We start from the raw sequence: 20,125 nt of genomic DNA, 5'->3' as shown, positions 1-20,125 counted from the left end.
GTCAGCCCCTCAACGTTCTGCCAGTGGCGGACGACGTCACCGCCTTGCCCAGACTGCCGTGCCCTCGACTCGCGCGCGCAGCCATGGCGTTCTCCAACGCCGGGATGACGACGTCGATGCTGTAGCTGTCGCCGGAGCGGGACACCTGCACCTCCGGCGTAGTCGGGCCGAAGTTGTTGACGTTGACGGTCGGCGCGCGGCCCGCGCCGCCGCGTCCGGCCATTGCCGCTGCCATCATGTTCGCGCGCGAGACGACATATTCCCCACGCTGGAGGATCGCCGGGATTTCGTCAGGCTTCAGACCAGCGACACCGCCGCTGTGGTAGCGGGGTGCGCCAGCGAACAGGGCGGCCGGTGCCACGCCGGATCGACCGTGCAGGCCGACGACGCCTCCGCTGTGCATAGTCTTGACCCCGAGAACGCTGCCCAGAAAGCCGCCGAGCAAACCGCCCTTCCCACCGCTTCCGCCAAACAGACTGGCGAGCGGCCCCTCTCCCAGTAGCGCCGCCTGCAATGTCGCACGCACCAGCGTCTGGATGAGGCTTTGAAGAGCCTGTTCTGCCGTCGTCGTGCCAGTGATCAGGCCGGACAGCGCGTCGACAGCCTCACCGCCGAAGAACCGCGCCGTATCGTTCAACTCGTCAAACCGCTTGCGCAGCTCGTCGGCCCCAACGTCCGCCGCCGCCATCTTCTGCCCGAGCTGCTCGTAATGACGCTCCAGTTCCGGCGTGATTTCGATTCCGGCGCGCTTCGCTTCGTTCAGGAGCTCGAAGGTGTGTACCATGGCACGGGCCTGGAGCTCTGTCTTGCCAACCGCCGCAGCCTCCAGGCTCTGCCTTTCGATATACCGCTCGGCCTCGGTATTGATGTCAGCGTATGCCTTCTTCTGCTCCTCAAGCGCTTTATTCTTCTCAGTCACCGACTCGTCAACAGCCGGCATGCTGATCGATTGCCGGTCGAAAGCGGCGAGGATGGTTGCCTCATCAACTTTCCGGAACCCCTCCCATTCATTCCTGAGTCCGGCGGTGTTCCTGCCCCTCCGGCGCATCAGGTCGAGGGCCAGCCGGTCTTGCATTGAGGGATTAAAGTAATCGTCGTCTGAGATGTCGAGCCGCTTTTGCAGGTCGATGAGCGTGCGCCGTGTGATCTGGTAGCGGCCCACTGCGGAGCTGTTGAACTTGTTGTCAGGATGGGCAAGCATCTCGGCTTGTAGCTGCTTGATCTGCCCGATGGTCATTGTGACGAGAGTTCTATCGCCGCCACTGAACTTGCCGTAACCAAGCGTCTCGTTGTAACCGCGCGCTTTGTCTGTCCCCTCGGCATACCCGATGAGATCAAGGAAACCTTTCTTTTTCAGCGCCTCGGCTTCCTGAAGCGCTTTCTTCGCCTCAATGGTCTCCTTCGCCAGCGCCCCCGCCTGCTGCTCCGTGTATTCGATGCCCTTCTTCTTCGCTTCGTTCAGGATGCGTTGCGCCTCGGCCTCGATCTCCTTTGCCTCCGCAGATTTCCTGGCCCCTTCGATCTGTGCGTTCTCGAATGACAAAGTCGGCGCCGTCACTCGCGGATCGCCCATAGCGATGCGGCCCTGGCGCTCCATCTCTCGCTTGTGGACTTTTTCCCGAGCTTCGGCTTCGAGCTTGTTCGCCTTCTCCTGTTGCTCGTTGTACTCTTTCAAGCTCGCGGTTGCGCCGGCAATCGTTCTGCTGAGACGAAGCGCGGCGTCGGCAAGGCCGGCCAAGGCTGGATTGGCCTTTCCGATGTTGGACAGTTCAAGCTCAAATTTGTCGACGGTGATCAGTCCGTCACGAAGTTTTGTCAGGAGATCGTCAATTTGGGCCGCCGCTTCCCCGATCGCTGACGTCGCCGGCGCGATGGCCTCGATCGCCGGGTGGGGTTTGAAGTTGGCAATCTGGTCCTCAATCTCCGCGATACGCTTTGATGTCTCCTCGATCTGACGTTCGAATCCCCTCCTCGCATAGTCCGTGGCGGCAGCACCAATACCGCTGCGGCCGCTCAAACTTTCCAGCCTCCCCTGCAGCATGGACCGTTGACTTTGGAGTGCGGCCATCCTGTCGGCATCCAGCGCCAGCGCGTGCTCTCGGCTTTCGACGCCATATCGCTCCAGATTCTCCATCGCAATTTCGGGCGCGATCCTGACCGGCGTTCTCGCGAGAGCTTTCAGCTGCCTCTGCACCTTGTCCAACTCGCCACCCGCCTCAGCGATCGCGTCGTTGGCGGCGGCCATGCCCTTCTGGATCTCGTCTGTCTGTGCCTTCGCCTGCTGGCGAGCGGCAAGAACGACTGCGTCACCTGTGCCCTTGACCGCATCCGTCGCCCCCTCGCCCTTCTCCCGGACGCGGTCCAGCGCATCGGCATACTGCTGCGCCTCCTGCGCGCCGTCCTTCATCTGGCTGGAGGCGTAAAGAGCGGCAGCGCCTACGCCAAGGATGATGGCGCCAGGCACACCGCCGACCAGCGCGAGCGCCCCCGACAAAACCCGCGCCGCCATAGCGGCGGCCGTAGCGCGCTGCGCAGTCGCGACCAGTGCCACGTTGGTTGCGGCGATCGCGGGCGTTGCTGTCATGAATTGCGTCGCCACCATCCCGATCTGGAGAGCCAGTGGCTTGAGGCCAGCCGCGACAAGCCGTGCCGCGAGTATCGCACCGAGTGCGATCGCGCCATCCCCGAGCAGGGCAAAGTTGTTCGTCAGCCCCTCGATGCCCGCATTAATCAGAGATGTCGCGCCCGCCACGGTGCTCGAATGGCCGACATACTGCGTTGCCGCAGTCTGAAGATTCGTCCAGTAATCCCGGTTCGTCGCCTCAGTCTTCGCGAAGGCGGTGTTGACCTCCGCAGCGCTATCTACCAGCGCCTTGAACACCCTGTCGGACACCAGACGGCCCTCCGAGCCGAGCGTTTTCAACTCGCCAACGGCAACCCCGAACTCTTTTGCGATTGCGCGCACGAGCACCGGCGCGTTTTCGAGCAGCGAACGCAGTTCATCACCCTGAAGCCGCCCAGATTGGAGAGCCTGAGACAACTGGATCAGTGCGCCACTGGTTTCCTGGGCGGACGCGCCGGAAATCTTGAGGCCCTTAGCGACGGCCTCTGTCGCCACGGCGATTTCCGCCTGCGATGCGCCGAGGTCGGCGGCCGACCGCGTCAGGCGCGCGTACAGATCGACCGTCGGCGCGAGCTCTGCGCGGGATCGCTGGGCAATGTCTACGATCTGATCAAGCGAGGTGCCGCTTGCGCCTGCCGCCCGGATCTTGTTTGTCGCCTCCTGCCAAGCGTCCGCCATCTTGCGGATTTCATTGGTGATGACGGCGGCGCCGGCGCCCTTGAGGCCCCTGGACAAGGCAGCGCTGATCGCTGCCCCGGACGTTGCCGCCTGCTGTTCCGCCTCTTTCAGGCTGTTCGTCAGACCCTTGCTGATGCCGCCGCCGGCCTTTGTCGCCCGGTCCTCAATGGCCTTCAGGTGTCTGTTCGTCGTCTCTTGCGCCTTTTTCAGCGAGCGCTCATAAGACGATATCCTCGCTTCAAGCGAGATGGTAAGGGTTTCGATGTCGGTTTTTGCCATTCTGGGGCCTATAAGGGGGAAGTGGAGTGAGACGACTCCTATTCAGCGCATTTGCTACAGCATTTTCCCTTTCGTCAGCCGCTGGGGAGACGTTTATTAAGTGTACCGGCGGCGACAAAGAGTCCGTAACAATAACTCTCGACGCGAGGTCCGCGTTTGGCCATCGCTTAAATTGTATATCCGCTGATTTTACCAAAGGTGTAACCCACTGCGCGCCACGCAATGGATTTGGGCTATACGATTACGAGACCAGATCCAAACTTGTGAAAGTCGTGTTCGAAGAAGCAGAATACCTGTTTTCTGGCCTACACATAATTGCGCACGGGCTATTCCCAGAAGAGATTTACTTCCATGGCGGGTCAGTCGCCGGTAGCGGCTTCTTCCCCTACTGGATTTTTTCGGCGGACCGCACAACTGGCGGAGGAACGCTCAAGCAGCCTGGAGAGCCGAATGCGCAGTACCAATGTGATGCCGTTGAACGAAAGTTCTGATTGTCTGCACTCAAAATGATGCCCCCGGCCTCGTGAGCCGGAGGGGAATTCGGCCAGCCGCTCACCCCATGAGACAAAAGACTGTTTGCAAAACCGCTGTGCACATGCTGCCTTATTTTGGTCACATTGCACCAGCGGAGAAGCACATGGCTATTGGAGATTACGTTCCACCTGAACCCGCGCCCGCACCGGAGGTAAGATATATTGCCGGAGAAGGTTCAGACATTTCCACGTCAACGTATTATGGGACTGTCCGCTGGTGGTCGGGTTATGGGCGATCCGTGGTATCAAGCGGAACGGGTGATGACATATTTTATATCCCGTCTGGCAGAACAAGTATCTATGGCGGAGACGGAATTGATACTGCGATATTCGAACGGGCAAGGGACGACTACAAGTTCAACCGAACCGTAACCCCGACTTCAATTGAAGACCATGACGAGACGTTGATGACATGGCTTGAAGATATCGAGCGGATACAATTCTCCGATGGAGTCCTTGCGGTCGACGTAAACGGAAACGCCGGCCAAGCTTTCCGCCTCTATCAGTCCGCATTCGATCGCGCGCCCGACCTTGACGGCCTCAAATACTGGATTGACGTTCTGGATGATGGCAATGACCTAGCGTTCGTCGCCGATCGGTTCATTGACTCTCAGGAATTCCGGATCATTTATGGCGAGAGCATTTCCAACGCCGCCTTCGTAGACGCTCTCTATCAGAACGTGCTCGGGCGCGGAGGCGATGAAGGTGGCATTACCTACTGGAACGAGGAACTGAATTCCGGCAGACAGTCCAGAACCGACGTTCTCATCGGATTTTCGGAGAGCGAAGAGAACATCATCGGCGTCGCAGACGAGCTCATCAACGGTATTTGGCTCGGTTAAGACATCTGCCCGGAGGCGATGTTACCCCGTCGCCTCCAGCATGGCGAGAATGTTCGCCTCCTCGTCGGCACTCAGCCCCTCGTCCTTCTCCGGCGCATGAGCGGCAAGCCAGCCGTCGACGGCCGCCGACAATTGCCAGAGAGTCAGTCGCCGGAGATCGGCGGGGCTGATTCCGCAGGCGGCCGCTGATCCGTAGACTGCGCCGAAGGCGATCCGTCCGTTTGGGAGCTCGGCGGATTTTTCCCGGCCTCCGGCGCGTCGTCTTTTCCCGCCTCCTCCTCCGGCGCACCGGACAGCGCAGCACCGAGCACGGCCTGTGCAATCGACGCATTGCCAATCCAATTGGCGCGCTCGTCGACATAGCGGCGTACGAGGTTGAGCGCCTGCAACGGCTCCGCGCCGCCGCCGATCAGCCCGAGGCGGATCGTCTCGCGAATGTCCGCTACGCGCCATGCGCCATCAAAGAGCCGGCGCAGAACTACAAACGGTCCCGCGTCGGTCTTCTCCTGAAGCTCTTCCAGCTCGCCAAGCGCGAGCCGGAACGTATAGGTGCCGTCTCCGAAATCCGTCGTGATGGCACCGTTGCGGTTGTTGTCCGACATGATCAGCCGCCGCCAGCGGTCCACGCCACCTCACCGTCGCTCTGAAGGCTCACAGACACCGCAACCTTCTGCCCCTGCGAGCCGCCCGGCTCAAAGCTCTCCAGGTGGAAGGGTGCTTGCCAATGTCCCTTCTTTGTCCCACTTCGCCAAAGCTCGACACGGACATTCTTGGGTTCATCGCTCTCAACCATCCCTTGCCATGTTGACAGAGCATCTTCGTCCAAGAGGCCAGCGCTTCGGATTGACGCGGACTTAGCGATGACATCGCGCCCAGTCCATGAAGCGGCATCTTCGTTGTCACAGTCCGGGATATTCGATTCCCCAAGACTCTTATTGAATGTAATTGCACGCTCGGTGAAGCCACATGGTGCCCCGAAGACCTCGGGGCTTGCGCCATCGCCGATCAGCACCCGGATCCCCGAGAAATTGAAAACTTTTGCCAGTGCCATAGTGATGACCTCCTAAAACTGGTCTGACGTGACGTGGAAGTTCAAGACGGCCCGGCGCGTCAGACCGTCCGGCTCGTCGAAGTAGAAAGTGGTGCGATGGGATATCCAGGCGATCTCGCCGCCTTCGATGGTGATCTGCTGGCGATGAAGCGCCTTGCGCACTGCGCCGGCAGCGGGCGTGATGGACAGCCGGCCTATTCCGCTGCGGCCGAACACCTGCACGTCGAAGAAGTATTCTGTGACGTCGTAGCAATCGAGCTCGTCACCGATCATCTGCCAGCCGGACGTGTAGACGAACGGCAGTTGCGCGTCGCTAGGCACCCGATCGAAGACGCGAGTACCGACGATGGCCGACAGGCCAGTATCGGCGAGCAACAGCGCATGCACTGCCGTCTGGATGGGGCCGGATAGATCGTCGCTCATCTATTTTCTCGCCATCGATCTGACAGCACGGGACGTCGCGCGGCTGACGCGCGACAGGACGCGGCGGCGCAGCGCGCGGTAGGGTGGGAAGAAAAACGGTTGCGGCTTGGAGCCGGGGTGCTGCCGGGCCTTGCCCTTGCTGGTCAGCGCATGGACCATGCCGGAGTATTTCCTGCGCGCGCCCTTGGCCACACTGTGCGGACCGGTGCCAAACTCGACGAGATGAGCGTATCGAACCTGGGCATTGCCCGCCGACAGCCTGACTGTAAGATCCGGATCTCCCTTGTCTTCGTATCGTGTGCCGACCGAGGCGTATCGGACCTTTCCCCCGCCCCATGTTTGGGTGATGCTGTCGCGCAGATCGCCGTCCTTCACCTGAACCAGACGCTTTTGCATGGCGGTGATTTCGTCTGCCCCTTGCGCGAGAGCCTGCTTGATCGCAGATCGAACGGCGGGAGGCATCGCCTTCATCTTGCGAAGAAGGCTTTCACGCCCCTCAAACTTCGCCATCGGCCTCGGCTTCGGATTCAGGCTCTACCAGCCGAGCCTTGCCGGCTTTCGTGGCTGCATCTGCAACGTCATCATCAACGTCACCAGACCAGCCGGCCTGGTACGCTCGCACACCGAACCCGCAGCATCCGCTCTGAAAGTACCAGTCGAAATCTTCAGTGAACTCCACTTTGGGCATGGCTTCCTCCGGTATCAGGCAACAATAAGCCCGCGCGAGGCGGGCGAGATTCGGGGCATTGATGAAGGGCGCTTACCGGCTGCTGTAGGCTCGCTCGACCACGGTCAGCACCACGTCGCGCTTGGTGATTTCGTCCCGCAGGATGGCCTCAATGTCGAAATGACGGCCTTCAAATTCGAGGAACATGTCAGCCGTAATGCCCTCGGCGTCGTAAAAGTCCAAGGAAACACGATGCGTCGTGGCAGCGCCCATCTGCGCCGCCGTAAAGGACTCTGTCCCTCGCAGCGGTGTGATGGCGCCCCAGAGTGTCTTTACAGTCTCGTCGCATGCGCTGGTTGGATCGGCGTCCGGATCTCGCGTCGGCGTGGCGTACCGCTTCACGGTCACGAAACACGATCTCTTACCAGCCAAGGCCACGTCGGAACCTCATGAGTGATCGGGGGAGATGCGATAACGGCCGGCGAATTTTCGGAGGCCGAACTCGATCTCGCGAGCGGTCGCGGCCGATCCGAGAGCCGACGCCTCACGGTTCTGATACTGATCGGCAGCGAGCAACAGGATGGCCTTGCGGATTCCAGCGGGGACGTCCGCGGGAATGTCGTGGCCGGCGCGAAACCGCACGGTCACGGCTCGGGCATTGCTCGCCAGCCCGACGATGCTGGGCGCCTCGATCTTCGTGAACAGCCGGCCGTCGAGCACTATATGTTGCGGAACGCCAGTCACGGAAAGGACGTCGACGGCACGCACGGGGCGCAGCGGCAGTTCGAACGAGCGCCGCCCTCCTGGGAAATGCGCCTCGAATTCCTGCTGCAACGGGCAATACCCGCCCAGCCAGCCATCTTCCCCGGCCAGATAGTCATAGGCCGCCGCGATGTACCCGGCGATCAGGCTATCCTCGCGATCATGCGTGACGCGCAACTGCGCCTTGACCTCTGCCACGGAAACGACGGCGAGCACCCGTTCCGTGGTCAATGCCGGGGAGATGCGGATGACGTCGGCCATGTCGACGAGCCCTACTCGCTCTCGCCGGCGCGGGCCGTGAGCTCGCGCTCGATGATCGCAATAGCCTCATCCTTCGACGCCACCTTGTCGCCGGTGATCTTGGCCGCGAGCGCGATCAGGCGGATATGGTGCAGCGATTGCCAGTCGTCGGGGATCTCGACGTCGTAGGCGGCCGGTGCGGCGGGCGCGGAGACTGCAGCAGGCTTGCCGTCCGACGCCAGCGTCTCACCGGTGGCGGGATTGTACACTGCCGCTCGCCGCGCAGCGAACAGGCGGAAGGCCGCGTCCGGCTGGAAGCCGGCGACGTCGCCCTGCTGGTGCTGATCGACGGATTCGGCAAGAATGACCATCGGCACAAGCCCGGTCGTTGGCAATGCCAGCGCCTGAAAATCGTCTAGGTTCATGATGCTCTCCAGCAAAAGGCGCCGGCCGCCCGTAGGCGACCGGCGGCGAACGCTTCACGGGTTTACGGCGCGCCCCAGCGGACCTTTTTCAGCACCGCGACCGCCTTGAGGTGGCGCAGGCCGAAGTCGTGCTGGTTTTCGATCAGGATCGCGAACTGGTTCTGCTGGAAGAGATGCAGGAGTACCGGGACCTCGGTGACCACGTCCGGGGCCTCGCCAACACCGGGGACGGTCACAGTCTCCGTGCCGACCTGCAACGTGGCCTGATCGGACACCTTTACGCGCGTCCCGGTCCCATCCTCGCCGAACAGGACGTGCGCGAAATCGATCAGCGAAATGCTGGATTCGTCCGTGGTCCCGCCGCCGTTGTCCGGCACCTGATTGGACACCAGCACGCGGAAGCCATTCCAGGTTGGAGAGGTGCCGCGCAGCTCGGGATAGGCGTAGACGCCTGTCGTATCGCCGACGCGGATGTTCTTCAGGAACTCCAGCGTGCGGTACGACATGAGCCATGCCCACGATTCCGACGCAGCGATGTTCGCGGTGGTCAGACTAAGGACGGCCCAAGAGGCTTCCCGGTCGATTTCCTGGATCGTGGGCCACTTCGCATCGGTCGCGACCGTGTCACGGGTGCCGATCCCGGCGATAGTCAAAATGCCCCTCGGCGCGCTATTCGTGCCCGGCCCCCAGTACGCCGCAGTGTCGATCGCCTGAGACATGGAGCGCTGGAGATCAGTGCGGACGTAGCCTTCCAGATCGGGCAGGGACCACGCCTTGGCCTCATCAGTGAGCGGCACGATTGCGGTCAGCTTCTTCGCCGACAGATCGACGCTGTCGAAGGTCACTCCCGTGATCGGCTTCAGCGCGCCCTCGCCGACATACCCGGCCTGCGCCCCGCTTGCGCCGCGCGGCTGCTTGAACTTGCCGTGGGTAAGGGGCACGCGGCGGGGATTACCCTGAAGGAACGTCGTCTGCGGCCGCAGCAGCTCGATGATCTCGCGCTGGAGCGGCTGGGGCACGAGAACGCCAGCGGAATCGCTCGCCGTCGTGATGGACTTGGCGAAGACGCCATAGCCGTTGTCGTCGAGAACCTTGACGATCGGCTCTTTATTGAAGAACGACTTCACCTGCGCTGCGGCAAGCAGGCCGAGCTTCTCTTCGGCTTTGAGTTCGATGACGGCCGCAGCCGGCACCGGTGCGGCGTTGCCGGGCGCAGGGATATGCGGCACCGTAGCGGTCGACTTCGCCGCCACCGCCTCGGCGCGCTCGGCCAGCGCAACCTGCTTCTCGATCGTCTCCGCCTCCGCGATCGCCTTGTCGAACGCCTCGATGTCCTCGGCGCTCGCTTCCGTCGCGAAAGCCTTCTCCTTCAACCCGTCAATGGCCGCGACCTTGGTGGCAAGGGCGGCACGGAGTTCTGCCAGTGTCATGATGATTTCTCCGAACAATAAAAAAGGCGCTCGAAGCGCCGGGGACTACAACAAGACTGGTTGATTGATCTCACCCAGCGCCGGGCGCGCTCTGCTGCCTCTCAAGCAGCGACTTCGCCCTCTCTGCCGCCGCATCGCGACGACGGATCCTCTCGGCGACGGACAGCGCCGCCTTCTCAAGCTCTGCCTGCGGGTCAGCCTCCCCGGCCGGCGCGTCGCCGAGCCCGAAGAACGACTTCATCCGCTGAGTGAACGAATGGTTGCGCGCGGCCTTTTCTTCCGCCGCCGCCTTTTCCTTCAGCGCGCGCTGGGCGGCCTCGTATTCCTCGCGTGGCACGATCAGGCCATCGGCGCCCTTCACCCAGGTGTCGAGCACGTATTCAATGGCATCGTAGGCAAGCCGGGTATCGCTACCCGCGCCCTTGACGATAGCAGAGGGATGAGCCGGGATCGGCACCACGCTGCATTCGATCAAATCGGATTCGCGAATGTGGAAACCGCGGATCGGCTCGCCGGCCTCATTGATCCGGCGCGTGATCGCTTTCGGCCGGATGCCGACGCTGGCACCGCGAAGCGCACCGCGAGCAACCAGCTTTGCCACTTGGTCGGCGTCGACACTGTCACCCTCGGGCAGGAACGTGATAGTGCCTTCGGTGCGCGCCGGCGTGTCGGCGATCCTGGCGACTTCCGACCACGTGCCGATCGGGAAACCATACGAGCGGTGATTGAAGAATGCGGCCGGATTGGCGAGGAAGCCGCGAAGGTCGATCCCCAACTGCACGATAATGTCGCCGGCGCGGTCCTCAGCCTCGCTCGACATGACGAACCGAGCCGAACGGGCGTTATCGTTCCACGATGCCGGCGCCGCAACGCCCTTCACGAGAACGTCGCCGGATGAAACGAAGTCCTTTCGCTGGGAAAGGTACTCGTCAACCGAAACGGTATGGTCGGGCATCTATTGCTCCTGATCTTTCGAAGAGTTGTCGTCGGCAACGGGCTCGCCAGCGCCGGGGAGATTGGCATTCTGGCCGAACGCCGCATGCACGATCACCCTGCCCTTGCGGTCGACCATCGCCATGTTGACCGGTACGAGGAGTACGTCACCGCCCTCGCGCGGGTTAAGGGACAGGCGCTCGCGCCCCTCATTGATCTCCATCAGCCCGACTTTCACCGCCCGCTCGATGCGGTCCATCATCGTTTTGCGGTCGCCAGCAAGCATGGCCTCCCGGTCGAACTCCGGGAGCAGATAATCCCACTCGTCTTCGCGCAGGAGGCCGTTGCGGAACTTCTCCTCGACGTTGCGCGCGATCGGGATCAGACAGTCATTGGCGTACTGGTCATCCGCCGCGGCCTGGTTGTCGTATTTCACGCTCTCGTAGTGGTAAATTTTATGGGGCGGCGTTTGCATCACGCCGCACACTCGCGCCACCTGCTGGTTGAACGAATCCGTCGTGAGCGCGTCCCGGCTGCCGATGGCGATGGCTTTCGCCGTCAATCCGGCCTCCAACAGGATCGGGTCGCCGTTCCGGTTGAATTTCCGCACGCGCTCCGTGAGTTGGTCTTTCAGACGGCGAAATGCCCTGTCCGCCTGTTCGCCGGTGAACGTCTGCGCGGTTTCGAACACAAGGGGCTGCTTGCCGTCGCTGCCGAACAGGTTAGTCTGATAGTCGTTGATCGCCTTCAGCAGCGTGAAGATCGGATTGCCGAGGGCCAGGCTCGACAGGCCGTAGGCGCCGTCATAGAGCCGTCCCCGAAGGTGGATGATATATTCGGCCGGCACGATGATGTGCGAGTCGCCGCCGAGCTGTGTCCGTTCAAAATCCGTGCTGGCGTTGATATCGTAATAGACCCGACGGCTTTGAGGATCGACGCGCATCAGGCACCGGCCGGGCAGTATCGGGATCAACTCCTGTACCTCGCCGGAGCGCGTGACGCGCTTGAAGATGTAGGCATTCTGCGTCAGGTCCAGGTGCAGGATGATCATCCGCCAGAATTCAGCCCAGGAATGCAGATCGTTCGGCTTGCGGGCGAGCAATCGGGCAAACCAATGTTCTCCAGGGAGAACTTCCACCCAGCCGCCTCGCCTCCTCCGGCTCGGCCGCTCGCGCTTCCACAGCACCATGTCGGACTTGGCAATGTCGCGGGCCTTCACGTCTGCGCACTGGATGGCGAGGCTGACGCCCACGGCATCGAGACGGTTCAATGTCGGAAGCGCGCCGCCGCCCAGACCGAGCGATTCAGCAAAGTCCGTCCAGCCGACGTTGAACATATCCCATCCGTCAGACGACGAAGCGGTCAGGCCCTTCTCGGCAGGTGGATGGCCGCTGCCAAGCGCCACGTACCCCGCATCGATTGTGTCGCTCATACGTCGCTCCCGGCCAGCCCGCGTTCCATGTACGGATTTGGCACGTCGTTCTCTCTCATCTCGTGCAGGGTGCCCGACTCATCGGCGAGCCGAAGGGCGTTGGCGATGATCGCGGCGTCGATCCCGTCGATGTTCTCTTTCGACCCGCGCTTTTCCTTCTTCGGAAGCACGTTGTCGTTCGCGTCCCAATGGCCGACTACGTTCCCCGCGCACCAGGCGCTGACCGGGCTTCCGTCGTGGGCCAACAGGCCAGCGTCGATGCGAGCGAGGAAGTCGTCCGTTGCCGGCGTGATCTGCCGCGCCACCTTGCGCAGCATGAACGTTTCGTAGCCAGCAGAGCCGATCTCGCCGGACATCAGGTTGGCCTGATAATCGTCGAGCCCAACGGCAACGACATCATGGCCCTGTACCATCTCGAAGATGTCCTTCAGGATCACGCGGTAGTCGATAAAGCCGCCGGGCGTGAGCCGCAGCCAGCAATTCCGCGCCCATGCAGCAAAATCGTCCGCATATCGATCGTCCGTCATCCGCTGCGACTGTTCGCAGATCCAGTAGAGGACCTTCACGTAGACTTTTTCGCCCGCCTTGATCATGAAAGCCGCGGCGTTAAGGTCCGATCGACTGGCAAGGTCGATCCCGACATACATCGGGAAGCCCTTGAACATATCGAGGCTCAACGCCGAATCGGCGCACCGGTCCCACGCCTCAACCGAGATCAGGTTCCCCGCCGCCCGCGACCAGATGTTGAGCCGCGTGCGCAGGTACTCCTGCAGCTTCGACGGGCTGATACGAGCCTCGCGCCTCTCCTCGTCGATCGACGCTGGATAGAGCGTCACGCCCCAAAGCGGGTTGATCTTTTCGATGACCCGCAGATCAAACCGCTTGTCCGAATCCCCATCATCGGCCGTGTACACGGCAGCGAACAGCCTATCCGCCGAGCGACGGCCCTCAAGGATAGCCTGGCACTCCCTGAAGCTCTCATAGGCCGGGCCGAACGCTTGCCGACCGGCCGTCGAGATCGACAGCCACAACGGCGCCAGCCGCGAGCCCATAGCCGTTTTCAGGACTCCGATGACATCCTGATTCTGTGCGTGCAACTCCTCCGCGAGCACAACATGCGGGTTGAGGCCGTCCAGGTTTTTTGCCCGCGACGACACCTTGCGGATCATGCCGCCGACGGCCCGCAGGTCAGCATAATCCTTGGTGACGTGAGCCCTGAAATGCTCCTTCAGGTCAACGGCGGCTTCGAACGTCTTTGCGATGGCCGAGAACGGGACATTGGCCTGGTCTTCCGACCCGGCCGATATAACCGTCTCGGCGCCGACCTCGCCCTCATACCCCATGCAGTAGAGGATAATGCCCACGGCCAGGGTCGTCTTGCCGGCCTTACGCGGGATCCACAGCTCGACCGTCCGCACCCAACGCAGGTCATTGGCCCGATCCCGGAAGCCGAAAATCGCAGCCAGCCACCAGCATTGCACCGGCTCCAGAACGATGGTGCCGTCCCGCGCCTTGACGTGGGGCAGATCCTCGATGAAGGCGCAAGCGTCATTCACATGCCAAGGGTCGAATCGGTAAGGCGATCGAGGCCGCTCCGCCTTCTCCAACATGGCAAGGTAGCGCTTGCACCCAAGCCGTTCCAATCTACATGCCGGTACTCGCCCGGCTACGACCTCCTCGCAATACCAACGCGCCATCCCCGCATAGTCAGGCACGAGCTCGCCATTGTGCTCGACTTTCGGGAAACGCTTATCCGCGACGGGGCGCGCGACCGAAGCGCGAGAACTTGTTTTCCGCCGCATTCTTCGGTGCTGCTATCTGCGTTTCCAGGTCATCAAGCCCGAGCTTGTCGAGCGACTTACGCATCTCGGCTCGCCACGATGCCCGCACCTCGTTGCCCTCGACCGTCGCGACGGTGATCTGATCGAACGAACTGGCATAGGCAGACAGGTGACGGTGGGCGTTATCAGTCAGCCGGCCGGCGGTGAAAAGCTGGCGGGCGATCGTGTCGTACTCCTCCTGCGCCTCTCGCGTGCGGAGCGGGAGTTTGCAACGTGGGATCGTGTTGCGCGCCGGGTGCTCAATGACGCTCCCAGCCGGCGCGGCATCCTCGGGCGAGCCGGCCACCTTCTTCGCTTTCGCCATCGGGGAGCCTCACTTCAACTCTAGCGGCCGGCTATCAGGCTCACGGCACCATTCTGCGATCCGATGGAGGCGACCGGTCCGCCGCGCCAGCGCCTCGGCCCGCGCCTTCCAGCCATGGTGATGGTGGTAGCAGAGCGACCACAGATTGCTCCGGTCATGGACAGGGCCGCCGTCCGCGACCGGGTACATATGGTCGACAACGTCACAAAACCGGATGCGGCCAGCCTGGTCGCACATCTCGCAGAACGGGTTTTCCTCGCGGTATTGACGCGAGAGGCGGTCCCAAGCCGAATCGTACCCTCTCTTGCGCGGCGATTCCCGCCGTTCTCGACCGGTCGGGACCTTCAGCGTCTTGGGGCGTGGCCGGAAGCCAAAAAGTTTGGGCTCCTGTTTCAACGCGTCGCCCATGCCCAAAGCGACCACGGGAAGGCGATCACATGCCAAGCGAGAAGGCTTGATGCAGCGATGCCTATCAACAAATCCTGGGGCATGGTGAAGGGTGCAATGATTATGACGGGCACCTCAGCCATCGGCCACCGTGGTGCGTAGACCTCGTGCCGCCAGCATCAGGATCACGGCGAGCGCCCACTGCGTCCCACGCTCGCCGCACAGGGCGCTCAGAAGGACAAACGGAAATGCCGCGGGGAATAGCAGGTGCCGGACCCACCACGCGGGCTTGACGCTGATTGTGACAGCAACCTTGGCCATGGCTCCCTCGGGATTCCGATATCAGGCAAAGAAAAACCCCGCGCGGTGGCGGGGCGAAATTCTGGAAGCAGGGGCCGGATTTGCACCGGCGACCTCTTGGTTATGAGCCAAGCAAGCTACTGCTGCTCTACCCTGCTATATGGAATGCGGTGCCGGAGGGAGTCGAACCCCCTATTCGGTTTCCACCTGGAATTTGTGTCTATGTTTCCACCGGGGACTTGTTTACCGTTCCGTCACCCCACGGGCAGCGGCACCGCGAATCAAAAAGCCCGACTTCCGCCGGGCAATCTCGATCCCTTCTGGTAGGGATGACGTGTAAATAGCATGAAGCTGGCAGCTTACGCAAGAGGGGAAAAATTGACATACTGTGGGCAGGCTGGAGAAATACTCACAGCCGGGGCATAATACCGTAAAATTTGCGGGCATCTAAGCGGGCATCCTAGATGCAGGCCAGATTATTCTTCATTGCATATCAAGCTCTTATGGACAAACATCTATGGCCACCTCTTCCGCCATTTTATTAATTTTAGTGATAAATTTAACGTTTTTACCAATCCATCCGTGAGCAGCCTACCGTAAAAGAGCGATGAAAATCGTTTAGATTAGGTCGCATGATTGTTGAATCAGAGGCTGTTGCGCAATCCACTCTAATTTCTGTAATTTTCCATACCCTGCGTTTAATTTGAGCACCAAATGACACGCAGGTTGCTTTAGGGTTTCGATTTGTGCCGGGCAGATCAGCCTCTCGCGCTGCGCATCCCGGGGCGTTTCGTCACCAACCGATCGGCCAGAAGCCGTGCGTATTCCGCGCTTTCCATCGGCACGAGCGCGACTTTCCCCTCCGCGTCGTGGTGCAGGCCATAGCCGTGTTTCTTGACCAGAGGCGACGCGCGCAGACAGGCCTGCGGCTTGGCGAAGAAGTCGGCGGCCGTCACCGGGGCCTTGCGCTCATTCTCGATCGCAAGCAGCAGTTCGTCCGAGGTGACGGCATAGGGAGCGGCGTCAAGCATCGTGAACTGCCGCTCCGCTATCGTTCCGCGCTTCGCCGGCGGAGTCGCCACTGTCACGGGGCAATCGGCGGAGACGGTGATCAGTGTTTCGCGGTAATTGGTGCTGTGCATCGGTTCAGCTTCCCGGTTCCGGCACCGAATATAACACGCGCGGCCCCTTTCGGTGCCATCATGAAGATCCACGTGCTCACGCCAATCGGACACGGCGGAACGCCACGAAAAGCCGCCGGGTCACGCGCTGACGGAGACGCCGGGCGCGGGGGAGGCTGCTGCCTGCCGGGTTTCGAGAATCGCGCGCAGGCGCTGCGCTTCCTGGACGATCGACAGCGGGATCTCGGGCGTCATCCGCTCCTCGTAGGCCACGAGACACGCCCGGGCCTGATCCCAGCGCCGCAGGAACAGGGACAGTTCGAGCGCGTGAAAATGCGGGATCGCCCAATCCGGGCGGAGAAGCGCCGCGGCCTCGAACGCTTTGCGGGCGCTGTCGTATTGCCGGGCCCTTTCGGAGCGCGAAGCGCTGTCGGGCAGCGGCGCCATGCGCAGACACACGCCGTAACCGACCCAGTAATCGGCATTGCGCTCGTCCAGAAGGCAGAGTGCCCGGAACAGCGTCTGGGCGCGGTCGACGCGCCCCAGTGAAGACCAGCCATGCGCGCGCGCATAAAGGACATCGACCACCGCCGGGGAGACCGACAGCGCCTGCGCGACGCTCTGCCCCGCGGCGAGACGCTCGAACACCGGCGCACCGTCGATGCCGAACGCCGCGGTGACATCGCGAAAAATGCGGCGGACGGCCGCCATGTCCTCGTCGTCGCCGGGCGCGGCGAGCGGCGGATCGTGCTCCGTGACGGCAGCTGGGGGGCGTTGAGCCATGAGGCCCTCCGGAATGCGCCGACCGCGGCGAAGCGGCCGGACGATCGTGGATATCGGTCAGTTCTTCGGCTTAACTTCCTTCGCGATGAGCGCGCGTTGCAGAAGCGGCTCCGCCTGCCGCGCCAGGGCCGTATTGCCCGCCTGCTCCGCCAGCCGGACGGCCTCGCGAAAATCCTCGATGGCGGCATCGAAATCGCGCAGGCCGAAGAAGGCGCGGCCCGACATGAGATAGCCCTCCGGCTTGTCGGGCGCGCCCGCAATGAGCGACGACGCCGCGAGCGAGGCGAGATGGAAATCCCCCGTCTCGAGCGCGCATTCTGCCAGGCCGCGCTGGAAGCGGGCTTCCGTCGGATCCATCAACACCAGGGTGGAATAGGTGCGCAGCGCCTCCGCGTGCTCGCCGCGCCTGAGATGATTGGCCGCGATGTCCAGCCCCGGCAGCAGATGCTCGACCTTGAGGCCAAGGTATTCCCGAATGGATTGGGCGGCATCAGGAGCGCTGCTGTCGGCTCTCTCCTGGCCGGCCGTCTGATGCGTTTCGGACTCTCTGATGGCCATTCCAGCCCCTCTTCGTCACAGCACAAACGAAGCATACACCATCGAAAACAGAAATTGAAATCCATTTTTACTATACGATCACTATCGTTAACAATCGACAACGGTGACATGAATTCCAATATTATGTTATTGTTCTTATATTATCTAAGATAATAACATAGCATATGCTTCGTCATCGATCGGTCAATAGTGCAATCGATCCCGGAATTGCATGCACCGACGTACGGCCCAACAAGTGGATGCCGCTTTCCGGAGAAAACCTCGAGCGATCAAATGAACGGATCCGTCGAATGATGGCCGACCCCAAATCAGCGCGGCCCGGCACGCCGGTGCGGAAGCCTTTCGTTGAACGGCCTCCGGCCTCACAGTACGCACGCCGGCTTCCATCGTTTCGGAACGGCGCGCAACGGGTCGTGGTCGTTGTTTCTCAGGTCCCTCTTCGGCTCTACTCTTTTCCCGACGATCCGCATCACCTGCTGCTGATGACGGCGCGCAACTGGTCGACCTCGTTGTTCCTCAGGTCCTTGGCCATCTGTATCATGTCGTTGAGAAGCTGCACCAGTTGCTGGAAGATCGCCTGCTTCTCCTGGTAGTTGGCCTGTTCGAGCGCCGCCTTTGCCTGACTATCGGTGGCGTCTGCGCCAACTCCCGTGGCGGACGCGTTGAGCACCCCACTGACCAGACTCCCGAAGCCCTGCATCCCCATGGCATAGCCCTCGTATAGGGAATTATTAATCCTCGCCGTGTCGGTGGAGGTGCTGGCAGTGGCCGGGGTGGCGCCGGAGGTGGCCGGGGGGCTGGCCTTCCCGTCAGTCGGCCCTTTAGCACCACTACCACCGCTAGCGCCACCGGCCGGACTGGAGGCAGTCTGCTTGAGGGCTGAGTTGGCCCCACCGACCTGAACCGCGCCGGCTGCAATCGTCATCACACCCTGCACAACGGCGGCTGCCAGCTGCAGAGCCGCCTGCCCCCTTGTCGCGTCGGCCGATGCGTGGAGGTTGGCTACATTGGCCATCATGTTGACCTGGCCGGCCTCGCGCGCTGCCTTGAGACCTTCAGTGGCATTTTCTATCAGCGCACGGACCAGAGCGTTGCTCTCCGCCATGATGAGCAATTTGTCCATCATCTCAGTGGCAGCCGACTGGCTCATGAGCTCGAGAGCCCCCTCCAGATCTATTACCATTTTCTTAGGGTCCAGCCCGATGGCGAACGTCCCTACTTGCGGCAGCGCCTCCTCCTCCACCGGCGGGACGGAGGTCTGGTCTTCGCCGAACGCGCCCTCGCCCACTTTGTCCGAACCGCCCGCGCGCCCGGATCTGTCCACCGCCGGACCGGCGGGTGGCCCATCGTTATATTGGCCGGGTTTCACTGGGCCCGTTGGCGCTCTCTCGATAACAGTCATGATACGGCTCCTCGTCGGAAATCGGAAAAAAGCGGCATGATCGACGTTGCTGCGGTCACGCTGTCAGCCTTGCCCGGCTGAGGGTCTGGCCCCGGTCCTGCAGGACTTCCGTGCCCGTCTCCAGCACGTCGGCTATTCTCTTGGAAACGGCCATGAGCAGTTTCATGGCAAGATCGATGAATGCCTGGGACTGCTCCATCTCCGCCTCGAAATCCTTCGTATCGGCCTGCTTGCGCGTGGCCTTCGCCTGGGTGATGCCGGCGTCCAGGTTGATGCCGCCGCTGGCGATCGTCCCTGCGCCGGCCACCCCCGACGCCCCGATCCTGGTGTAGTTCACCCACTGCGCCAGCTGCACGCCCTTCAACGCGGCGGTGGCGAAGCCGCCGGCCACGGCGCCCGCTACCGCCAGCCCGATCGAGAAGCCCATGTCGCCCCACATCTCGTCGCCACCGACCGCCTTGGCGAAATGGCCGCCGATGCCTTTTCCGGTGGTGTCCTTGGTGGCCTGATCGGCGATCATCAAGGCGCCGACAACGGCCAGCGCGACACCGGCCGGGCCGCTCACCGGCGTCAGCAGTATGCCGGCGACCACCATGAGGCTGCCGACGATGTAGCCCATCGCCTTGGAGAACGCCTTGGCGATGCCGGATTTCTTCTTCGCCTCCTCCTCCGCCTTGAGCGCCTTCGCCATCTGCTTGCCGAGCTCCTGGACGTCGACGCGCCGCTGGGCTGCCTTTTGCTGGATGTCCTCCTTCAGAACGTCCTTCTGGAGCTTGTCCATGGCGGCGGCCACCTCCGAGACGAGCACGGACGTGTCCTCGGTGCTGAAGCCCGGCAGCTTTTCGTCGAGCGACGCCATCAGCGCCTGGAACGTGAGCGCGACCAGCGCGCCCAGGGATGGCGGCTGCGTAGTGGCCCCCGGCAGGGCGGCGGGCTCGCCGTTGATGCCCGCGCCCGGGGTGTTTTCCAGGGCAGCGGTTTTCGCCTCGGTCCGCGCGGAGCCGCGTCCATGGACGTTGTCCAAGGCGCTGGTTGAAGTGTCGCGAACATCGGTGATCGAGGACATGGGATACCTCCCTGCGCGATGGCCTGCGCGATTGCGAGAACGACG

General features: G+C 62.1%; 22 protein-coding genes and 1 tRNA gene. 1 reads left to right on the top strand and 22 read right to left on the bottom strand.

Features of this window, described 5'->3' with window-relative positions:
• Position 1 precedes the first annotated feature (1 nt).
• Complete coding sequence (locus ACUSIJ_RS07685; protein WP_449307791.1) at positions 2 to 3,580, bottom strand: tape measure protein; 3,579 nt, start codon at positions 3,578 to 3,580, stop codon at positions 2 to 4.
• A gap of 637 nt (positions 3,581 to 4,217) precedes the next feature.
• Between ACUSIJ_RS07685 and ACUSIJ_RS07680 the strand changes: the two genes are divergently transcribed.
• Positions 4,218 to 4,955: a DUF4214 domain-containing protein gene (locus ACUSIJ_RS07680; protein ID WP_449307790.1), complete on the top strand. Its 738-nt coding sequence runs from the start codon at positions 4,218 to 4,220 to the stop codon at positions 4,953 to 4,955.
• A 143-nt stretch (positions 4,956 to 5,098) separates the two neighbouring features.
• On the opposite strand, the gene ACUSIJ_RS07675 is transcribed toward ACUSIJ_RS07680, so the two are convergent.
• From ACUSIJ_RS07675 to sctE, 21 genes are all read right to left on the bottom strand, one after another.
• Complete coding sequence (locus ACUSIJ_RS07675; protein WP_449307789.1) at positions 5,099 to 5,557, bottom strand: gene transfer agent family protein; 459 nt, start codon at positions 5,555 to 5,557, stop codon at positions 5,099 to 5,101.
• Between the two features lie 2 nt (positions 5,558 to 5,559).
• A complete protein-coding gene (locus ACUSIJ_RS07670; protein WP_449307788.1) occupies positions 5,560 to 6,006 on the bottom strand; it encodes a phage tail tube protein in 447 nt (148 codons plus the stop codon).
• Positions 6,007 to 6,018: 12 nt separating this feature from the next.
• The gene (locus ACUSIJ_RS07665) at positions 6,019 to 6,429 is read right to left on the bottom strand and encodes a DUF3168 domain-containing protein (RefSeq protein ID WP_449307787.1); all 411 of its coding nucleotides are present in this window, start codon (positions 6,427 to 6,429) and stop codon (positions 6,019 to 6,021) included.
• Complete coding sequence (locus tag ACUSIJ_RS07660) at positions 6,430 to 6,939, bottom strand: HK97-gp10 family putative phage morphogenesis protein (protein WP_449307786.1); 510 nt, start codon at positions 6,937 to 6,939, stop codon at positions 6,430 to 6,432.
• Positions 6,926 to 7,117, bottom strand: a complete 192-nt coding sequence (locus ACUSIJ_RS07655; protein WP_449307785.1) for a hypothetical protein — start codon at positions 7,115 to 7,117, stop codon at positions 6,926 to 6,928. Before ACUSIJ_RS07655 ends, ACUSIJ_RS07660 begins: the two co-directional genes overlap by 14 nt.
• A gap of 72 nt (positions 7,118 to 7,189) precedes the next feature.
• Positions 7,190 to 7,504, bottom strand: coding sequence for a phage head closure protein (locus ACUSIJ_RS07650; protein ID WP_449307784.1), 315 nt, complete (start codon positions 7,502 to 7,504; stop codon positions 7,190 to 7,192).
• Between the two features lie 39 nt (positions 7,505 to 7,543).
• Complete coding sequence (locus tag ACUSIJ_RS07645) at positions 7,544 to 8,119, bottom strand: head-tail connector protein (protein WP_449307783.1); 576 nt, start codon at positions 8,117 to 8,119, stop codon at positions 7,544 to 7,546.
• Between the two features lie 11 nt (positions 8,120 to 8,130).
• Entirely contained in the window at positions 8,131 to 8,523 is a 393-nt protein-coding gene (locus ACUSIJ_RS07640) for a hypothetical protein (RefSeq protein WP_449307782.1), read from the bottom strand.
• A 62-nt stretch (positions 8,524 to 8,585) separates the two neighbouring features.
• Positions 8,586 to 9,953: a phage major capsid protein gene (locus ACUSIJ_RS07635; RefSeq protein ID WP_449307781.1), complete on the bottom strand. Its 1,368-nt coding sequence runs from the start codon at positions 9,951 to 9,953 to the stop codon at positions 8,586 to 8,588.
• A gap of 70 nt (positions 9,954 to 10,023) precedes the next feature.
• Positions 10,024 to 10,908, bottom strand: coding sequence for an HK97 family phage prohead protease (locus tag ACUSIJ_RS07630; protein WP_449307780.1), 885 nt, complete (start codon positions 10,906 to 10,908; stop codon positions 10,024 to 10,026).
• Complete coding sequence (locus ACUSIJ_RS07625; RefSeq protein ID WP_449307779.1) at positions 10,909 to 12,318, bottom strand: phage portal protein; 1,410 nt, start codon at positions 12,316 to 12,318, stop codon at positions 10,909 to 10,911.
• A complete protein-coding gene (locus tag ACUSIJ_RS07620) occupies positions 12,315 to 13,928 on the bottom strand; it encodes a terminase large subunit (protein ID WP_449307778.1) in 1,614 nt (537 codons plus the stop codon). Before ACUSIJ_RS07620 ends, ACUSIJ_RS07625 begins: the two co-directional genes overlap by 4 nt.
• A gap of 139 nt (positions 13,929 to 14,067) precedes the next feature.
• Positions 14,068 to 14,463, bottom strand: a complete 396-nt coding sequence (locus ACUSIJ_RS07615) for a hypothetical protein (RefSeq protein ID WP_449307777.1) — start codon at positions 14,461 to 14,463, stop codon at positions 14,068 to 14,070.
• Between the two features lie 9 nt (positions 14,464 to 14,472).
• Positions 14,473 to 14,871 (bottom strand): HNH endonuclease, encoded by a 399-nt coding sequence (locus ACUSIJ_RS07610; protein WP_449307776.1) that lies wholly within the window; start codon positions 14,869 to 14,871, stop codon positions 14,473 to 14,475.
• 114 nt (positions 14,872 to 14,985) lie between these two features.
• The gene (locus ACUSIJ_RS07605; protein ID WP_449307775.1) at positions 14,986 to 15,171 is read right to left on the bottom strand and encodes a hypothetical protein; all 186 of its coding nucleotides are present in this window, start codon (positions 15,169 to 15,171) and stop codon (positions 14,986 to 14,988) included.
• A gap of 62 nt (positions 15,172 to 15,233) precedes the next feature.
• Positions 15,234 to 15,308: transfer RNA gene (locus tag ACUSIJ_RS07600), tRNA-Met, on the bottom strand.
• A gap of 600 nt (positions 15,309 to 15,908) precedes the next feature.
• A complete protein-coding gene (locus tag ACUSIJ_RS07595; RefSeq protein ID WP_449307774.1) occupies positions 15,909 to 16,292 on the bottom strand; it encodes a DUF6157 family protein in 384 nt (127 codons plus the stop codon).
• A gap of 120 nt (positions 16,293 to 16,412) precedes the next feature.
• Positions 16,413 to 17,054 (bottom strand): hypothetical protein, encoded by a 642-nt coding sequence (locus ACUSIJ_RS07590; RefSeq protein WP_449307773.1) that lies wholly within the window; start codon positions 17,052 to 17,054, stop codon positions 16,413 to 16,415.
• A gap of 57 nt (positions 17,055 to 17,111) precedes the next feature.
• Complete coding sequence (locus ACUSIJ_RS07585; protein WP_449307772.1) at positions 17,112 to 17,612, bottom strand: tetratricopeptide repeat protein; 501 nt, start codon at positions 17,610 to 17,612, stop codon at positions 17,112 to 17,114.
• A 469-nt stretch (positions 17,613 to 18,081) separates the two neighbouring features.
• On the bottom strand, positions 18,082 to 19,014 hold the full coding sequence (locus ACUSIJ_RS07580) for a hypothetical protein (protein ID WP_449307771.1): 933 nt from the start codon (positions 19,012 to 19,014) through the stop codon (positions 18,082 to 18,084).
• A gap of 55 nt (positions 19,015 to 19,069) precedes the next feature.
• Entirely contained in the window at positions 19,070 to 20,080 is a 1,011-nt protein-coding gene (sctE, locus tag ACUSIJ_RS07575; RefSeq protein ID WP_449307770.1) for a type III secretion system translocon subunit SctE, read from the bottom strand.
• Between the last annotated feature and the right edge of the window lie 45 nt (positions 20,081 to 20,125).

It is taken from the genome of Pseudochelatococcus sp. B33, assembly GCF_053570585.1.
The sequence above is the reverse complement of the archived record's forward strand: the minus strand, read 5'-3'. Positions and strand labels throughout refer to the sequence as shown.

Coding starts and splice junctions, on each gene's coding strand:
- ACUSIJ_RS07685 (WP_449307791.1), bottom strand. CDS start 3,580: ATGGCAAAAACCGACATCGAAACCCTTACCATCTCGCTTGAAGCGAGG.
- ACUSIJ_RS07680 (WP_449307790.1), top strand. CDS start 4,218: ATGGCTATTGGAGATTACGTTCCACCTGAACCCGCGCCCGCACCGGAG.
- ACUSIJ_RS07675 (WP_449307789.1), bottom strand. CDS start 5,557: ATGTCGGACAACAACCGCAACGGTGCCATCACGACGGATTTCGGAGAC.
- ACUSIJ_RS07670 (WP_449307788.1), bottom strand. CDS start 6,006: ATGGCACTGGCAAAAGTTTTCAATTTCTCGGGGATCCGGGTGCTGATC.
- ACUSIJ_RS07665 (WP_449307787.1), bottom strand. CDS start 6,429: ATGAGCGACGATCTATCCGGCCCCATCCAGACGGCAGTGCATGCGCTG.
- ACUSIJ_RS07660 (WP_449307786.1), bottom strand. CDS start 6,939: ATGGCGAAGTTTGAGGGGCGTGAAAGCCTTCTTCGCAAGATGAAGGCG.
- ACUSIJ_RS07655 (WP_449307785.1), bottom strand. CDS start 7,117: ATGCCCAAAGTGGAGTTCACTGAAGATTTCGACTGGTACTTTCAGAGC.
- ACUSIJ_RS07645 (WP_449307783.1), bottom strand. CDS start 8,119: ATGGCCGACGTCATCCGCATCTCCCCGGCATTGACCACGGAACGGGTG.
- ACUSIJ_RS07640 (WP_449307782.1), bottom strand. CDS start 8,523: ATGAACCTAGACGATTTTCAGGCGCTGGCATTGCCAACGACCGGGCTT.
- ACUSIJ_RS07635 (WP_449307781.1), bottom strand. CDS start 9,953: ATGACACTGGCAGAACTCCGTGCCGCCCTTGCCACCAAGGTCGCGGCC.
- ACUSIJ_RS07630 (WP_449307780.1), bottom strand. CDS start 10,908: ATGCCCGACCATACCGTTTCGGTTGACGAGTACCTTTCCCAGCGAAAG.
- ACUSIJ_RS07625 (WP_449307779.1), bottom strand. CDS start 12,318: ATGAGCGACACAATCGATGCGGGGTACGTGGCGCTTGGCAGCGGCCAT.
- ACUSIJ_RS07620 (WP_449307778.1), bottom strand. CDS start 13,928: ATGTTGGAGAAGGCGGAGCGGCCTCGATCGCCTTACCGATTCGACCCT.
- ACUSIJ_RS07615 (WP_449307777.1), bottom strand. CDS start 14,463: ATGGCGAAAGCGAAGAAGGTGGCCGGCTCGCCCGAGGATGCCGCGCCG.
- ACUSIJ_RS07610 (WP_449307776.1), bottom strand. CDS start 14,871: ATGGGCGACGCGTTGAAACAGGAGCCCAAACTTTTTGGCTTCCGGCCA.
- ACUSIJ_RS07605 (WP_449307775.1), bottom strand. CDS start 15,171: ATGGCCAAGGTTGCTGTCACAATCAGCGTCAAGCCCGCGTGGTGGGTC.
- ACUSIJ_RS07595 (WP_449307774.1), bottom strand. CDS start 16,292: ATGCACAGCACCAATTACCGCGAAACACTGATCACCGTCTCCGCCGAT.
- ACUSIJ_RS07590 (WP_449307773.1), bottom strand. CDS start 17,054: ATGGCTCAACGCCCCCCAGCTGCCGTCACGGAGCACGATCCGCCGCTC.
- ACUSIJ_RS07585 (WP_449307772.1), bottom strand. CDS start 17,612: ATGGCCATCAGAGAGTCCGAAACGCATCAGACGGCCGGCCAGGAGAGA.
- ACUSIJ_RS07580 (WP_449307771.1), bottom strand. CDS start 19,014: ATGACTGTTATCGAGAGAGCGCCAACGGGCCCAGTGAAACCCGGCCAA.
- sctE (WP_449307770.1), bottom strand. CDS start 20,080: ATGTCCTCGATCACCGATGTTCGCGACACTTCAACCAGCGCCTTGGAC.